General features: G+C 60.7%; 11 protein-coding genes. 8 read left to right on the forward strand and 3 right to left on the reverse strand.

Features of this window, described 5'->3' with window-relative positions:
• The first annotated feature begins 4 nt into the window (after window positions 1–4).
• Together glk and hrpB are read left to right on the forward strand one after the other, a co-directional pair.
• Window positions 5–1,036 carry a glucokinase gene (glk, locus tag RDA78_RS01290; protein WP_434053568.1) on the forward strand — a complete coding sequence of 344 codons (1,032 nt, stop codon included), beginning with the start codon at window positions 5–7 and terminating at the stop codon, window positions 1,034–1,036.
• Between the two features lie 3 nt (window positions 1,037–1,039).
• The gene (gene hrpB / locus RDA78_RS01295; RefSeq protein ID WP_434053569.1) at window positions 1,040–3,511 is read left to right on the forward strand and encodes an ATP-dependent helicase HrpB; all 2,472 of its coding nucleotides are present in this window, start codon (window positions 1,040–1,042) and stop codon (window positions 3,509–3,511) included.
• 278 nt (window positions 3,512–3,789) lie between these two features.
• Here hrpB and putA read toward each other — a convergent pair whose 3' ends face one another.
• Window positions 3,790–6,930, reverse strand: a complete 3,141-nt coding sequence (putA, locus tag RDA78_RS01300; RefSeq protein ID WP_434053570.1) for a bifunctional proline dehydrogenase/L-glutamate gamma-semialdehyde dehydrogenase PutA — start codon at window positions 6,928–6,930, stop codon at window positions 3,790–3,792.
• Between the two features lie 140 nt (window positions 6,931–7,070).
• Here putA and RDA78_RS01305 point away from each other — a divergent pair, with 140 nt between their 5' ends.
• From RDA78_RS01305 to RDA78_RS01320, 4 genes are all read left to right on the forward strand, one after another.
• The gene (locus RDA78_RS01305; RefSeq protein ID WP_434053571.1) at window positions 7,071–7,526 is read left to right on the forward strand and encodes an Lrp/AsnC ligand binding domain-containing protein; all 456 of its coding nucleotides are present in this window, start codon (window positions 7,071–7,073) and stop codon (window positions 7,524–7,526) included.
• A gap of 126 nt (window positions 7,527–7,652) precedes the next feature.
• Window positions 7,653–8,870, forward strand: coding sequence for an ABC transporter substrate-binding protein (locus tag RDA78_RS01310; protein ID WP_434053572.1), 1,218 nt, complete (start codon window positions 7,653–7,655; stop codon window positions 8,868–8,870).
• A gap of 4 nt (window positions 8,871–8,874) precedes the next feature.
• On the forward strand, window positions 8,875–10,575 hold the full coding sequence (locus tag RDA78_RS01315; RefSeq protein WP_434053573.1) for an ABC transporter permease: 1,701 nt from the start codon (window positions 8,875–8,877) through the stop codon (window positions 10,573–10,575).
• Between the two features lie 6 nt (window positions 10,576–10,581).
• Complete coding sequence (locus RDA78_RS01320; RefSeq protein WP_434053574.1) at window positions 10,582–11,295, forward strand: ATP-binding cassette domain-containing protein; 714 nt, start codon at window positions 10,582–10,584, stop codon at window positions 11,293–11,295.
• Between the two features lie 4 nt (window positions 11,296–11,299).
• Here RDA78_RS01320 and bfr read toward each other — a convergent pair whose 3' ends face one another.
• Window positions 11,300–11,785, reverse strand: coding sequence for a bacterioferritin (gene bfr / locus RDA78_RS01325; RefSeq protein WP_420335614.1), 486 nt, complete (start codon window positions 11,783–11,785; stop codon window positions 11,300–11,302).
• Between the two features lie 15 nt (window positions 11,786–11,800).
• On the reverse strand, window positions 11,801–12,043 hold the full coding sequence (locus tag RDA78_RS01330; RefSeq protein ID WP_434053575.1) for a (2Fe-2S)-binding protein: 243 nt from the start codon (window positions 12,041–12,043) through the stop codon (window positions 11,801–11,803).
• A 125-nt stretch (window positions 12,044–12,168) separates the two neighbouring features.
• On the opposite strand from RDA78_RS01330, the gene RDA78_RS01335 reads away from it, so the two are divergent.
• Both RDA78_RS01335 and RDA78_RS01340 read left to right on the forward strand, forming a co-directional pair.
• On the forward strand, window positions 12,169–12,927 hold the full coding sequence (locus RDA78_RS01335) for an SDR family NAD(P)-dependent oxidoreductase (RefSeq protein WP_434053576.1): 759 nt from the start codon (window positions 12,169–12,171) through the stop codon (window positions 12,925–12,927).
• Window positions 12,928–13,108: 181 nt separating this feature from the next.
• Complete coding sequence (locus RDA78_RS01340) at window positions 13,109–15,544, forward strand: methyl-accepting chemotaxis protein (protein ID WP_434053577.1); 2,436 nt, start codon at window positions 13,109–13,111, stop codon at window positions 15,542–15,544.
• Window positions 15,545–15,668: the final 124 nt, after the last annotated feature.

Here is a 15,668-nt window from a genome sequence, read left to right on the forward strand (position 1 = left end):
TTGCATGCCAGGTTCCAAATCCTTCGCCTATCCTGTTCTCGTCGCCGATATCGGCGGCACCAATGCCCGTTTCGCGCTGGTCGACAGCAGCGATGCGCCTACTCGCATGTGCGGCAAGACCGCGACGGCAGATCACCCTGACATTTCTTCCGCGATCCGCGCAGCTGTCTTTCCCGAGGCCGAGGCAAAACCCCGCACTGCAATTATCGCAGTCGCCGGCCCGGTAACCGGCGACGCTATCCCCCTGACCAACGCGGCCTGGGTGATCGAGCCCCTGAGGATGATTGCCGATCTCGGGCTTGAGGAAGTCGTTGTTCTGAATGACTTCGAAGCGCAGGCTCTCGCCTTGCCGGGATACAGCGGTGCGGATATCGAACAGGTCGGCACCGGTTCCATCCGCACCAACAGCGCCAAATTCGTTCTCGGTCCGGGAACCGGGCTCGGCGCGGCAGCGATGATTTTCGCGGCCGGAACCTGGGTTCCCGTTCCCGGCGAGGGCGGACATGTCGAACTCGGGCCGGTGAGCGAAGAGGATGTCCAGATCTGGCCGCATATCGAACGGGTCGGCGGCCGCATCGGCGCGGAGCAGCTACTCAGCGGCACGGGCCTGCCACGACTGGCCCGGGCAGTGGGCGTATGGATGAACGCCGAACGGGCATTCGACACACCTGCCACAATCACGCAGGCCGCGGAAAACAATGATCCCGTTGCCGTGAAGACGCTCAATATTTTCGCCAGAAGCCTGGGGCGTGTTGCCGGGGATTGCGCGCTTACGGTGCTTGCACGGGGCGGTGTTTACCTGACCGGGGGCATTACGCCCCGCATCACACGTTTTCTGACAGACGGCGATTTCCGGTCCGCTTTCGAGGCCAAATCGCCTCATGAAACACTCATGGGCAAGATACCGACCTTCATCGTGCGCCATCCTGATCCGGCGCTCGAAGGGCTGGCCTCCTTTGCGCGTGAACCGAATTCGTTTGCGGTCGACATGCAGGGACGTCAGTGGAAAGCGGACAGCGCATCGCCCAAAGGCTAGGTGATGGCTGCGTCCCGCACATTTTCATCCAACCTTCCCATAGACGCGGTCCTCCCGGATCTCCTGCAGACGCTCGAGGCAACCACAAATGCTGTCCTGGTGGCGGAACCGGGCGCGGGCAAAACGACGCGCGTTCCCCTTGCGCTGCTTGACGCTTCCTGGCGGCGGGATGGCAAGATCCTGGTTCTGGAACCGCGCAGGCTTGCCGCACGGGCGGCAGCGCGGCGGATGGCGAGCGAGCTTGGCGAAAAGCCGGGTGACACGGTTGGTTACCGGGTCCGTATGGAAACCAAGGTCAGTTCCAGGACCCGAATCGAGGTCATTACCGAAGGGGTGTTCACCCGGCTGATCCTCGACGATCCGGAGCTGACCGGCATCGCGGCCATCCTGTTCGATGAGTTTCACGAGCGCTCGCTCGACGGAGATCTCGGACTGGCGCTGGCGCTGGATGTTCAAGCAGCTCTGCGCGAGGACCTGCGTCTCCTCCCGATGTCGGCAACGCTCGATGCTGCCTCCATTTCGAAGCTGCTGGGCGCCGCCCCTGTTCTGGAAAGCAAGGGGCGAAGCTTTCCGGTTGAAACGCACTATCTCGGCCGCGATACGAAGATCCGGATCGAACCGCAGATCACAAACGCCATCCACAAGGCACTCCAGGAAGAGACGGGATCGTTGCTGGTGTTTCTTCCCGGGCAGGGTGAAATCCGGCGGGTCGCGGATCTTCTGTCCGGCAAGATCCCCGCAAACTGCAAGGTCGCTCCGCTCTATGGCGGCCTTGACGCGAAAGCCCAGGACGAAGCCATCCGGCCTGCTGAAAACGGAGCGCGCAAGATCGTGCTGGCAAGCGCCATTGCGCAAACGTCGCTCACGATCGAGGGCGTTCGCGTGGTGATCGACTGCGGCCTTGCCCGCGTGCCGAGATATGAGCCCCAGACCGGTCTTACCCACCTTGAGACAGTTCGCGTCTCGCGCGCCTCCGCGGATCAGCGGCGGGGACGGGCGGGCAGGACCGAGCCCGGTGTCTGTTACCGCCTTTGGGACGAAGCCCAGACGATGGCCCTGCCAGCTGCCGAGGCTCCCGAAATCCTGGAAGCCGATCTGACCGGCCTCGTTCTCGATCTCGCGGCGTGGGGAACCCTCGACCCGGCCAGCCTGACCTTCGCTGACCCACCGCCGGCGGCCGCCTGGAATGAGGCGAAATCCCTTTTGACGGATCTTCATGCACTCGATGCGGCCGGTCATCTGACACGCGAGGGCAAGGCCCTTGCAAAACTGCCGCTTCACCCGCGACTGGCGCATATGGTCATTGCGGGCGTTGATCGGGGCCTCGGCTTCACGGCAGCGCTCGTTGCCTTGTGCCTCTCCGAACCCGGACTTGGCGGACGCGATCCGGATCTGCGCACCCGGCTGCGCGCCTTGCGACATGACAGGGGACAACGTGCAAAAGATGGCCGGGCGCTTGCCGCAAGATGGCTAAACCAGGCCGGTGGCAGCGGAAGCGAAACCGACATTGAAAGCGCAGGGCTCTTGCTCGCGCTCGCCTATCCGGACCGGGTCGCACAGGCACGCGGTCAGACCGGCCGGTTCCGGCTTGCCAACGGACGCGGAGCGGAGCTGGAGCAGGAACACGCCCTTGCCGGCGAGCGTTTCCTCGTTGTTGCGGATATTCAGGGGAAGGCAGCGAGTGGCCGCATTCAGCTGTGCGTACCGATTTCGAAAGAAGAGATCGAGGACCTCTTTGCCGGAGACATCGTCGAGGAGGAGGATGTTCAGCTCACGCCGGACGGCGCGCTCAAGGCCCGGCGCGTCACCCGCTACAAGGCAGTGGAACTTCAGGCCTCTGCGATCAAGTCCGCTGCACCGGAAGCCGTCGTGGCCGCGCTTCTCAAGGAGGTCCGCCGCCGCGGCATGGCCCGTCTGCCCTGGAGCAAGGAACAGGCCCGCCTGCGCAAACGGGTCGCCTATGCGCGCGACAACGGTGCAGCCGATCTTCCGGAGCTCGGTGACCGGCACCTCCTCGAAACACTTGAAGACTGGCTGCAGCCCTATCTGTCCGGGCTGACGACGATCAGCGCCGTCGATGCCGCAGTCCTCGGGAACGCGCTTGCCGGTCTTCTGCCTTATGACGCATCGGTACGGCTGGACGCGCTTGCCCCGTCGCACTTCAGCGCCCCGACCGGCAGCAAGGTCCCAATCGATTACGGTGCAGCAGCCGGACCGACCCTTTCGATCCGCGTACAGGAACTGTTCGGCCTCAAAGAGCATCCGAGCGTTTGCGACGGACAGCTCCCGCTGATCCTGGAACTGCTCTCGCCCGCGCAACGGCCCATCCAGGTCACGAGGGATCTCCCCGGCTTCTGGGCGGGATCGTGGGCGGATGTCAAAGCCGACATGAAAGGCCGATACCCCAAGCACCCCTGGCCGGACGATCCGACGGAAGCAGAAGCGACAAGGCGGGCGAAGCCAAGAGGGAAGTGAGCGAGGAGGCAACACTCGAAAGGACCGGTTCAACTACGATGCCCGTCATGCAGGATCTGACCCAGAGCTGCTCGGTTTGTCCAAAATGGATCTTTTGAACTGATCTCAAGTCAAGTGACGCGTCTTTCCGGCTGAAGCGACAATCCTCTCTCCCGTTGGGAGAGGGTCAGGGTGAGGGATCAGACGTCTGCATGTCTAACCGGAGTTTGTCCCCTCACCCGGCGCATGCGCGCCGACCTCTCCCAAGGGAGAGGTAACCGGCCCCGGTCAGAGACCTCTCAATCGTCCGATGCGGCGACGAGGCTGGCGTTGCCGCCGGCGGCGGCGGTGTTGATGGAAACCACCTGTTCCAGCGCGAAACGGGTCAGATAGATCGGACCACCTGCCTTCGGACCGGTTCCGGAAAGACCCGAGCCGCCGAACGGCTGGGTCCCGACTACGGCACCAATAGTGTTGCGGTTGACGTAGACATTCCCAACGGAAAGCCGGTCGACGACTTTTTTCACCGTTGCGTCAATACGGCTGTGAACACCCAGCGTCAGCCCGTAACCGGTGGAGGCGATCTGGTCGAGCGCCTTGTCGATGTCGCCCGCCTTGTAGCGCACGACGTGCAGCACCGGACCGAAAACCTCGCGGGTCAGCGCTTCCGCCCTGTCGAGCTCAATGATGTGCGGTGCCACCCAGGAGCCGTTCGCAAGGCTTCCATCCGGTACTTTGCCGGCAAAGCGTAGTGTCTCGCTGTCGCTCATGTCGTGTATGTGAGACATGATGTTGTCGCGTGCCTCGTCATCGATCACCGGCCCGATATCCGTGGACGGCTGCCGCGGGTCTCCCAGGCTTAGTTCCTTTGCCGCGCCCTCGAGCATCGCGATCAACGTATCGGCGACATCTTCCTGAACATAGAGCAGGCGAAGCGCCGAGCAGCGCTGACCGGCGGAGCGGAAGGCGGACATCATGACGTCATCGCAAACCTGTTCCGGCAAAGCGGTCGCATCCACCAGCATGGCGTTGATGCCACCGGTCTCGGCAATCAGCGGCACGATCGGGCCGCGCTTGGCCGCAAGCGTTCCGTTGATGGCCCAGGCCGTCTCGGTGGACCCGGTGAAGGCAACGCCCGCAACGGCGGGGTGCGATGTCAGCGCCGCGCCGATATCGCCTTCGCCGGGTACGAGGAAAAACGCATCTTCGGGTATCCCGGCCTCGTACATCAGTCTGGCGGTTTCAAAGGCGATCAGCGGCGTTTGCTCCGCCGGTTTCGCGACAACCGCATTGCCGCCGAGAAGTGCGGCGCTGATCTGTCCAAGGAAAATGGCGAGCGGGAAATTCCAGGGTGAAATGCAGACGAAAACACCCCGGCCGCGATAGCGGTAGCGGTTCTCTTCGCCGGTCGGTCCCGGCATGAGCCGGCCTTCACCGAACAGCGTTCTGGCTTCACTGGCGTAATACCGGCAGAAGTCGACGGCCTCGCGGATTTCGGCAATGCCGTCCGGCAGGCACTTTCCGGCTTCCATCGACAGGATCATCATCAGCCGGTCCCGGTTTTCCTCCAGCAGGTCACCGAGCCTTTCGAGCGCCGCCGCCCTTTCGTTGACAGGTTTGCGTGACCATGTTTCGAAGCCCTTCTGCGCCTCTTCGATGGCCCTCAGCGCCGTCTGCGTGTCGGCGAAGCGAACTGTGCCAACCTTCGTGGTTCCATCCATAGGCGCGAAAACCGGGTGCGCCTCGCCCGTCGCGGACAGCCCCTTGCCGAGCGGGCCGGCATCCGTGAACGGTGCGCGTGTCCGGGCCATGCCGTCGACGAGCGCAGTGCGTTCGGCGGCGCAGCCGAATTCGACCCCTTCGGCGTTGCGGCGGCTGTCCCCATAAAGGTCGACCGGCATGGGGATCGAACGATTGACTGCGTGATGGCCGTTGTCGAGGATCTCGGCGGGGCGCTTCAGCATCGTTTCAACGGAAACGGACGCATCGCCGACAATCGTCACGAAGGACGAATTGGCACCGTTTTCGAGAAGACGCCGCACGAGATAAGCCAGGAGATCCTTGTATCCGCCAACAGGGGCATAGATGCGGGTCGGAAAGCCGTCACGCTCGCACACGGACCTGTAAAGGCTTTCGCCCATGCCATGGAGGCGCTGAAACTCGTAGCCCTCGGAGGACCCGCCGGCGAGTTCGATGATCTGCGCGACCGTCAGGGCATTGTGCGTGGCAAATTGCGGGTAGAGAACGTCCCTGGCCGCGAGCATCCGCTTGGCGCAGCACAGATAGGAAAGATCGGTCGCCGTCTTGCGGGTGAATACCGGATATCCGTCGACACCCTCTTCCTGGGCGCGCTTGATTTCCGTGTCCCAGTAAGCGCCCTTGACAAGACGCACCATCAGCTTGCGCCCGGTTCTGCGGGCGGCGCCAACAAGCCAGTCAATCACGTCGGGCCCGCGCTTCTGGTAGGCCTGCACCGCAAGGCCGAAGCCGTCCCAGCCCTCGGTAACCGGATCGGCGAGCAGCGCCGCGATCACATCGAGTGAAATCTCCAGGCGATCGGCCTCCTCGGCATCGACCGTGAAATTGAGATTGCGGTCCTTCGCCATCTGCACGAGTTCGCGCAGCTTCGGAAGCAATTCGTCCCGGACGCGCTCGCCGTTGACAGCTTCGTATCTTGGATGCAGGGCGGAAAGCTTGACGGAGATCCCGGGCCGGTTCGGCAGATCCTCATCACCTGCCGATTTGCCGATGGCCGCGATGGCATTCGCGTAGGACTGGAAGTAGCGCTCCGCGTCCCTGGCCGTGCGGGCCCCCTCACCCAGCATGTCGTAGGAATACCGGTAGCCCTTGGCTTCCTGCAGTTTCGCCCGCTCAAGCGCTTTTTCGATCGTCTCGCCCAGAACGAACTGATGTCCGAGAAGAGTCATCGCCTTTCGCGTCGCGACACGCACGGTGGGCATGCCCATGCGTTTGACGAGACTGGAGAGGATGCTTTGCGGCGTATCGCCCGGGTGAAGCAGGCGGGAAGTCACACCCAGCGCCCAAGACGATGCGGACACCAGCCAGGTATCGGACTTGTGGCCGGACGGATCATCGAACCGGGCAGCGGCAAGCTTGTCCTCGATGAGCTTGTCTGCGGTACCGGCATCCGGTACGCGCAGCAGTGCCTCGGCCAGAACCATCATGGCGAGACCTTCGCGAGTGGTCAGGCCGAACTCGCGCATGAAGTCCTCAACCCCGCCCAGACCGACCTGTACGGCACGCATGTCATGGATGTAGCCGCGCGCACGTTGATCGATCAGTTTCTCGACAACCGGATCACCCGCTGCTTCCTTCAGAAGCGCCTCGACCGTTTTACGTTCATCCGGAGCATAGGCAGACCGGAACGGCACCAGGTCTGCATCGTTCATCGTTGTCATTGCGGCAGCAGCGGCGGGCATGAGCACCTCCCAAAACGCTTTATCAAGCGTAATCAGACTATTTCTCTAGAATAATGGAAATTGATCGGTTATTTTCACTGTTTTTTGGCATTACTTTAGTTTATTCCTTCCTAAATGAGAATTTTGTAGAGAATTTAACAATGCTGAATGCGACTGACCGCAGAATCCTGAAAGTGCTCCAGGAAGACGGACGCGTGACCAACACGGACCTCGCCGAACGGGTCAGCCTTTCGCCGACTGCAACAGCAGAGCGCATGAAGCGTCTGGTCCGCGAAGGCTACATCGAAGGCTTCTCGGCCACGCTCGATCCTCGGAAGATCGAGCGTGGCCTTCTGGTGTTCGTCGAGATCCGCCTTGAAAGAACATCGCCGGAGATCTTCGACGCGTTCAAGCGTGCGGTCGAACGCGCGTCCGATATCCTTGAGTGTCACATGGTGGCCGGCGGGTTCGATTATCTTATGAAGAGCCGCGTCAAGGACATGGAAGCCTACAGAGCGTTTCTATCCGACGTGGTTCTCGCGCTTCCCGGCGTCCGCGAAACACATACGTATGCCGTTATGGAAGAAATCAAGGACACACATATACTGCCGGTTTGAGATACCCGCGAAGCGCACCCGAAAGCGCGGTTTCGACATGCCTTATTCACAAAGCCTTGTGTTGACCGTGGCGGGGCTGATGCGCGAGGGAACTGTCAGCAAAAAAGAACCAAACTGGGGACTTGGATGAAGCGACTTCTATCCACCGCTGCCGGCCTTGCCGGATTACTTCTTTCACCCCTTGCGGCACACGCACAGGATCAGGGCTGGCAGACCGTCCTTGAAGAGGCGAAAGGACAGACCGTCTATTTTCATGCCTGGGGAGGGGAACCGCGCATCAACGCTTATATCCAGTGGGCTGCGCGTGAAGTCGAGCGCGACCACGGCGTCCGTGTCGTCCATGTAAAGGTGAGCGACACGGCCAATGTGGTTTCCCAGGTGCTTGCGGAGAAGTCGGTTGGCAAGGAGAACGGCGGTGCCGTCGACCTCATCTGGATCAACGGCGAGAATTTCGCGTCGATGAAGCAAAACGGGCTGCTGGCCGCGCCGGGCTGGGCGGATACCCTGCCCAACTGGCAGTATGTGGACATCGAAAACAAGCCAACGGTCACCATCGACTTCACCGTTCCGACCGATGGACAGGAAAGTCCCTGGGGTATGGCCAAGCTCGTGTTCATGTATGACAGCGCCAGACTGGAAACGCCGCCGTCCGATCTGAAGGAGCTCCTGGACTATGCAAAAGACAACCCCGGACGGTTCTCATACCCGCAGCCGCCGAATTTCTACGGCACGACGTTCCTGAAACAGGCTCTTGCCGACACGGTCGCAGACCGGAGCGCCCTGTCCTCTCCGGTGGACGAAAGCAAATTCGAGGACACGGTTGCACCGCTGTTTGCGTTTCTGGACGAGCTGCATCCGCATCTTTGGAGACAAGGGAAGGCTTTTCCGAAGAACGCCGCCGATATGCGCCAACTGCTCGCCGACAGCGAGTTGGATATCGCCTTTTCGTTCAATCCGGGTGACGCCTCGGGCGCGATCGCGAACGGCGAGTTGCCTGAAACAGTGCGCACGTTCGTTTTCGAGGACGGCACGATCGGCAACACCCATTTCGTCGCCATCCCCTTCAACAGTTCCAACCAGGCGGGCGCCAAAGTCTATGCGAATTTCCTGTTGAGCCCGATGGCTCAAACACGCAAACAGGAACCGGAAATCTGGGGCGATCCGACCGTCTTGAATGTCGCGGCGCTGCCCGAGAATGAAAAAGCGCTGTTCGATGCAATGGATCTGGGGCCCGCGACACTCGCACCCGAGGATCTCGGACCGGTGTTGCCGGAACCGCATCCAAGCTGGGTTGCCGCACTGGAGGAGAAGTGGACCGCGCGCTACGGCGCAGGCAGCGAATAAGCCATTGCCGGCGCAAGGCCGCAGACCCGATTTACCAACACTGCTCGTGGTGATCCTGCTGGCAGGCCCGGTCTTTGCCGGACTTGCCGGCACCCTTCTGCCCGCCTTTGGCTACCTTCCAGTGTTGGGCTACACATCGCTTTCTCTCGATCCGCTGCGCAGTCTTTTCGAGATGCCCGGACTTCTGAAGTCGGTGCTGCTCAGTTTCGGCACGGGACTGGCAGCATCGATCCTGTCGCTTTCGATTGTGCTTGTCTTCACGGCAGGCTGGTCCGGGACCCGGACTTTTCAGCGTCTGACGCGCTTCCTGTCTCCGCTTCTTTCCGTTCCGCATGCCGCGGCAGCGATCGGGCTTGCTTTCCTGATCGCGCCTTCCGGCTTTCTTGTCCGTCTGTTCTCACCCTGGGCGACCGGTTGGACCCGGCCTCCGGATCTCCTCATTCTGAACGATCCGGCTGGCCTCGCCATGACCTTCGGGCTTGTTGCAAAAGAAGTCCCCTTCCTGTTCCTGATGACGCTCGCGGCGCTCAACAGGCCGCATATCAAGGACTTTTACAAGGCCGGTGCGAGTCTCGGCTATGGCCGGATGAGTGTCTTTTTCAAGGTGGTCCTGCCACAGATCTACCCGTTGATCCGCCTGCCCATGCTGGCGGTGATCGCCTATTCAACCTCGGTGGTCGACGTGGCGCAGATCCTTGGGCCCACGACACCGCCGCCGCTCGCGCCGCGTCTTGTCGCCTGGATGAACGATCCCGATCTGAGCAAACGGCTCATGGCCTCCGCCGGTGCCCTGCTGCAGCTTCTCGTGAGTGCATCCGCCTTGCTGACCTATCTGGGCATCGAACGTCTCGCGGGACTTTGGCAAACCTCGCGATACGCAAGCGGACACCGCCGCCGGCGCGACGTTGCTGCCCGGCAGGCAGGCCTCTACCCGATGATCCTCATCATCGCGGTCATGATCTTGTCCATGGCGCTGCTTGCCACGTGGACGGTGGCAAGGTCCTGGTGGTTTCCAGCCGTTCTGCCGCAGAAATGGAGCCTGGGACGCATGGCAGATGCCTTCGGCATGGGAGCACCTGCACTGGCAGCAACGCTTGCTCTTGCATTCGCCGCCGCAGGCATCGCCACGGCACTTACCCTGTGGCTTCTCGATGAACGCAGCGTGCGCAACCTGTCAACACAGGGGAAGCTCAACTTCCTGATTTTTCTGCCCCTGCTGCTTCCGCAGATAAGCTTCCTGTTCGGGCTGCAGATGCTGTTTCTTTTCGGCGGGCTAAGCGGGACCTTCATGGCGGTCCTGCTTACACACCTGGTGTTCGTGTTTCCTTACGCCTTTCTTGCCCTGAGCGACCCCTGGAACCGGCTGGACCCGCGCTATGCCAAGGTGGCCACATCCGTGGGCGCATCCAGGTTCCGGGTGTTCTGGCAGATCCGGCTTCCCATTCTGCTCCGGCCTGTCCTGGTGACATTCGCGGTGGCCGCCGCCGTTTCCGTCGGGCAGTACCTGCCAACGCTCATGATCGGCGCCGGACGTGTCGTCACCGTCACGACCGAGAGCGTGGCGCTCGCAAGCGGTGGCAATCGTCAGGTTGCGGCGCTCTATGCAGTCCTCCAGCTGGCCATTCCGCTTGCCGTTTTTGTACTCGCGGCCGTGGTGCCTTCTCTGGTATTCAGGAACCGTGCCGCAATGCGGCTGGAAAGGTAACAACGGATGCGCGTGAACGAAGATACATCCGGCCTCGTTCTGAACTCGGTCTGCCTGCGGCTGGAAGCCAAGCCGCTCATCAGCATCGACTGCCAGATCCCACCCGGACAGATCCTGACAATCATGGGGGAAAGCGGCAGCGGAAAATCAAGTCTGCTGGATTTTATCGCCGGCTTCCTGAAGCCGGACTTTCAAGCGGAAGGCAGGCTTTTGCTGAACGGTGAGGACCTGACCGAGCGGCCCGCACAGGAGCGGCATATCGGACTGATGTTTCAAGCACCCCTGCTCTTTCCGCACATGTCGGTTTTGCAAAATCTTCTGTTTGCGCTTCCGGCCTCGATCCGCTCGCGGTCTCAGAGAGCGGAAATTGCCCAGAAAGCACTTGAAGACGTCGGACTTGCGGGTTTCGCCGGGCGCGATCCGGCGACGCTTTCCGGCGGTCAGCAAACCCGCGTCGCACTGATGCGAACGCTGCTGGCCGATCCCAGGGCGCTGCTCCTCGACGAACCCTTTTCAAGCCTCGACCAGACCCGCAGAGCCGACGTCCGGGATCTGGTCTTCCGTCTTGCGCGGGAGAAAAACCTGCCGGTCCTGCTGGTGACCCATGATCAGGAAGACGCCGCGGCAGCCGGTGGCATGATCCACTACCTGGACGGCAGGGATCAGGAAGCCGGCTGCTCGGGCATTATCCGTCCGCAGCCGGTCTCAGCTCAGAGCTGACGGGTCACTCTGCCTGATCGGCCGATTTCGACTGCAAGAGTGAATAATTGTCGATGCCGATGCGCTCGATCAGATCGAGCTGTGTTTCCAGAAAATCGATGTGACTTTCCTCGTCAGCAAGCAGTTTTTCGAAAATCGCCATGGACACGTAGTCACCGAGATCACGGCAGATTTCGCGCGCTTCGTGGTATAGAGCCCGGGCAACATATTCCGCTGCCAGATCCCCTTCCAGACATTCCTTGACGTTCTGCCCGATCCGGAGCGGATCAAGGGTCTGAAGGTTGGGCAAACCTTCCAGGAAAATGATCCGGTCCATGAGGTCCTGGGCGTGCTGCCGCTCTTCATCGGCTTCTTCCAGTTCCTTGTCTGCAAGCTTGCCGAAACCCCAGTCGGCCAGGAGGCGTGCGTGGACCCAATACTGGTTGACCGCGGTCAGTTCGTGACGCAGAGCCTTGTTCAGGTATTCGATTACTTGTGCTTCACCCTTCATCAGGCTCTCCTCTTCCTATCGGCCCGCGGCGCGTTTCAAGGTTGCAGGTTCGGCCTTGGCACCACCTGTCTCTTCAGACCCCTTTTCGTGAATGATGTCAATCACGGACGGAAAACAGCTGCCGCATCTCGGCCGACAGCCCAGATGACGGAACACTGCGCCGGGCGTCGGCACCTTTCCGTTCGGGTCGGCGCGCATTTCCTCAGCCGCTTCACGAAGCTGCTTCTCAGAAAGGACATTACAGGAGCAAACGATCATTGTAGGGTTCGCACAGGGTCCGGTTATCCGACCGTATTGGCATTTGGGGTTTCATGCGCAATAACGAAACCCTACTATAAGAGTCAACTTTTTCCGACTCGTCCATCAAATGACAGGAAACCGAAATGAGCGGCCAGGACACTTCCGACACCCGCCCGACACTCGTCCTGACCGGCGCAAGCCGCGGCATCGGACATGCAACCGTGAAGCGGTTTTCTGCGGAAGGCTGGCGCGTGATCACCTGCTCGCGACAAGCCTTTTCGGACAAATGCCCCTGGCCCATGGGGCCGGAAGATCATATTCAGGTTGACCTCTCCGACGCCGAAAACCTGGGATTCGCCATCCAGGAAATCCGAAAAAGGCTCGAAGCCAACGGCTCACAGCTGAAAGCACTGGTCAACAATGCAGGCATCAGTCCGAAGGGATCGGAGGGCGAGCGTCTGAACTCGATCAACACAACCATGCATGCGTGGAGGACCGTCTTCCAGGTCAATTTCTTTGCGCCTATCATGCTGGGACGGGGGCTCTTCGAAGAATTGAAGGCCGCTGGCGGATCGGTCGTCAATGTCACCTCGATCGCCGGGATGCATGTTCACCCCTTCGCGGGAACCGCCTATGCAACCTCCAAGGCCGCGCTTGCCGCGCTGACCCGCGAGATGGCGGCGGATTTTGGACCGGACGGTATCCGGGTCAATGCCATAGCGCCGGGCGAGATCGACACATCCATTCTTTCGCCGGGAACCGAGAAGCTGGTGGAGGACATTCCGTTGAAACGGCTGGGGCTGCCCAACGAGGTTGCGAACACGATCTACTATCTCTGTTCCGAGCAAAGTTCTTACGTAACGGGATCTGAAATCCATATAAACGGCGGACAACACGTATAATGCTCGGCCCGAAAAGGTCTTATTCCGTTCAAGAACCAGTTTAGTGAAGCTACATAGTTGTTTTTTACAATCTCCGTGTATACCAAAGCGCGAGAAATACGCATCCAATTTACGCAAAATTCATTGCTTTCCACGACACTCGCCGCAGGGAAACGCTGTAATACAGCCATGCGGGGATCGTATGAAACAGATTGTAAAGTCTTTGGTAGACCTGAAGTTCGGCTTCAAGGTCGGTGGTGGCTTCTTCGCCGTTTTGCTCTTGACCGCCGTTGTCGGGGCCGTCGGCTACTTCGCCATCCAGAACCTATCGTCGAGCTTCGTGGTTGCAGATCACGCCGCCAAGGTCGCCGGCCAGGTTCAGGCCACCTCGATCAAGCGTGAAGACTATCTCAACAATCCGACGCCGGAGTTGAGCGATGCGGTCACCCAGGAGATCGGCAAGCTGAACACGTCACTGCAGGAGCTTGGGCAAGAGGTTTCGGGCAATCCGGATGCGGCCAGCCAGGTGACCGGCGCACAGGAAGCCCTGACCGAGTTCGAGACAACGTTCGGTGAAGTCGTGGCGCAGACCAACCAGCAGGCCGAACGCCTGTCCACCCTGCGCAAGAGCACATCCGATCTCGGGCAACTGGCCTTTACCATCAACGACGCGGTGCTGACCGAAGAAAAGCAGGTCAGCGCGGAGGCTTTTTCGGCGGACAGCCGTCTTGACGATGCCGCCGCCATTCAGCGCGGGATTTTCGAGTTGAAGGACGGCGTAACCAAGATCCAGCTTCTCTATCTGGAAGGAAACGGCAATCTTCAGGGCGACGCGTTGCAAAGCTCCATTGAGATCGCGAGCGAGCTTGTTGCATCTGCAAAGCAGATCCGGATGAAGCAGATCGAGGGCATGCAGCCCAAGACGCTGGCGCAACTGGCCGCCAAAACAAAAAACCTTCTGGCTGTCGTAGAAAACCTCAACCGGGAACTCGGTTTCTCGGAAGGCTATGAAGCCCGCCTGGCCGTCGGCACAGGTATCGAGGAAATGGATGCACAGACCGACGAGGTTCTGACCCAGGTCGCGCCCGTTGTCGAGCAGGCAAAGAGCGATGCCCTGACGGCGTCAACGCGCCTGGCAACGATCCGTTCGATTTCAGACAAGGCGAAGTCGCTGAGCAAGGCTTCGGAATCGGCACGCGCGGAACTGCTTTATCTGTTCGGTTCTTTCGGCGTTGAAGATCAGTCGGCCGTGGAAACCCAGATTTCAAACCTGGTGGCGCTCGAGGAAGAGCTCATCAAATACGCCAACGTGCTGCCCTCCGCAGCAGAGGCGATCGAAGCGATCGCGACATCCGTCGCAACGCTCGACAAGTCGTTCAAGGAAATGCTTACGGCGAAAACCGAGCTGCTGGCAAAACGTCAGCAACTCGACAGTCTGACGCGTCAGGTCAGCGGCGACATTGCCGCGATCTCCAGCGAACAGTCCAAGGCGGCAAACAGCGCCGCCGGGTCTGCCGAACTGCAGATCATCATGACGATCCTGCTCGCGATCCTGGGCGGTGTCGGGCTCGCTTTCATCCTCAACATGGCGATCACCAAGCCTATCCAGACAATCACGAATGTCATGGACCGGCTCGCCAATGGCGACAATGAAGTCGATATTCCGGGCATCGAGCGCGGCGACGAAATCGGCAACATGAGCCGCACGGTGCAGGTCTTCCGGGACAACGCAGTGGAGCGCGCGCATCTTCAGGAGCAGAGCGCTCACGAGGAAGAAGCCCGCCACGCCCGTCAGCAAAGGGTCGACGACCTGATCAACGGCTTCCGCGCTACCGCGGAAGATGCGCTCGGGTCTGTTGCCTCAACGGCCGGAGGGCTCGACAATACCGCTCAGGCCCTGACGGAAATCGCGCGCGACAGCGCCGGTTACGCCAACGAGACCCAGTCTTCGTCCAACGAGACGACGACGAATGTTCAGACCGTGGCCAGCGCGGCGGAAGAACTTGCCGCCTCAATCGGCGAGATTTCCCGCCAGGTTGCGCAGACCACGGAAATCGTCGGCCGCGCGACGACCGGGACCCGGGAAACCAACGAAAAGGTCGAGGGTCTTGCAGAGGCCGCCACCAAGATCGGTGAAGTCGTCACGCTCATCCAGGCCATTGCCGAACAGACCAACCTGCTGGCGCTCAATGCGACCATCGAAGCGGCCCGTGCCGGTGAAGCAGGCAAGGGTTTCGCGGTTGTTGCCTCTGAGGTGAAGGAACTGGCCACGCAGACGTCACGCGCGACCGAGGAAATCAGCTCCCAGATCACCGAGATCCAGAACGCCACGAAGGAATCGGTCGTTGCCATCGGCGAAATTGCCGAGACGATGAACGAGGTCAACAGCTACACGACGGCCATTGCATCAGCGGTCGAAGAGCAAGGCGCGGCAACCGCGGAGATTTCGCAGAATGTCCAGCGTGCCGCTCAGGGCACGGGCGCTGTCTCCTCGTCCATGTCCCAGCTGTCACAGGCCGTCGACCAGACATCCTCCTCGGCCGACATGGTTCTGTCGGCATCCGGAGAGCTGACCGAAAAGACCGACCAGTTGAAGCAGGAAGTCGAACAGTTCCTGTCGGAAGTCGCCGCCGCCTGACCGGACCCGGCAAACACCATCGGGGCGGAGTGCCATGCACTCCGCCCTTTTTCGTTTTCCGGGGTGCTCCGTGATTGACCTCTCTCGTCCAGAGGACTATGGCGGAGACGGACAAACCCGAAAT

Source organism: Roseibium sp. (genome assembly GCF_051016195.1).
GTDB lineage: Bacteria > Pseudomonadota > Alphaproteobacteria > Rhizobiales > Stappiaceae > Roseibium.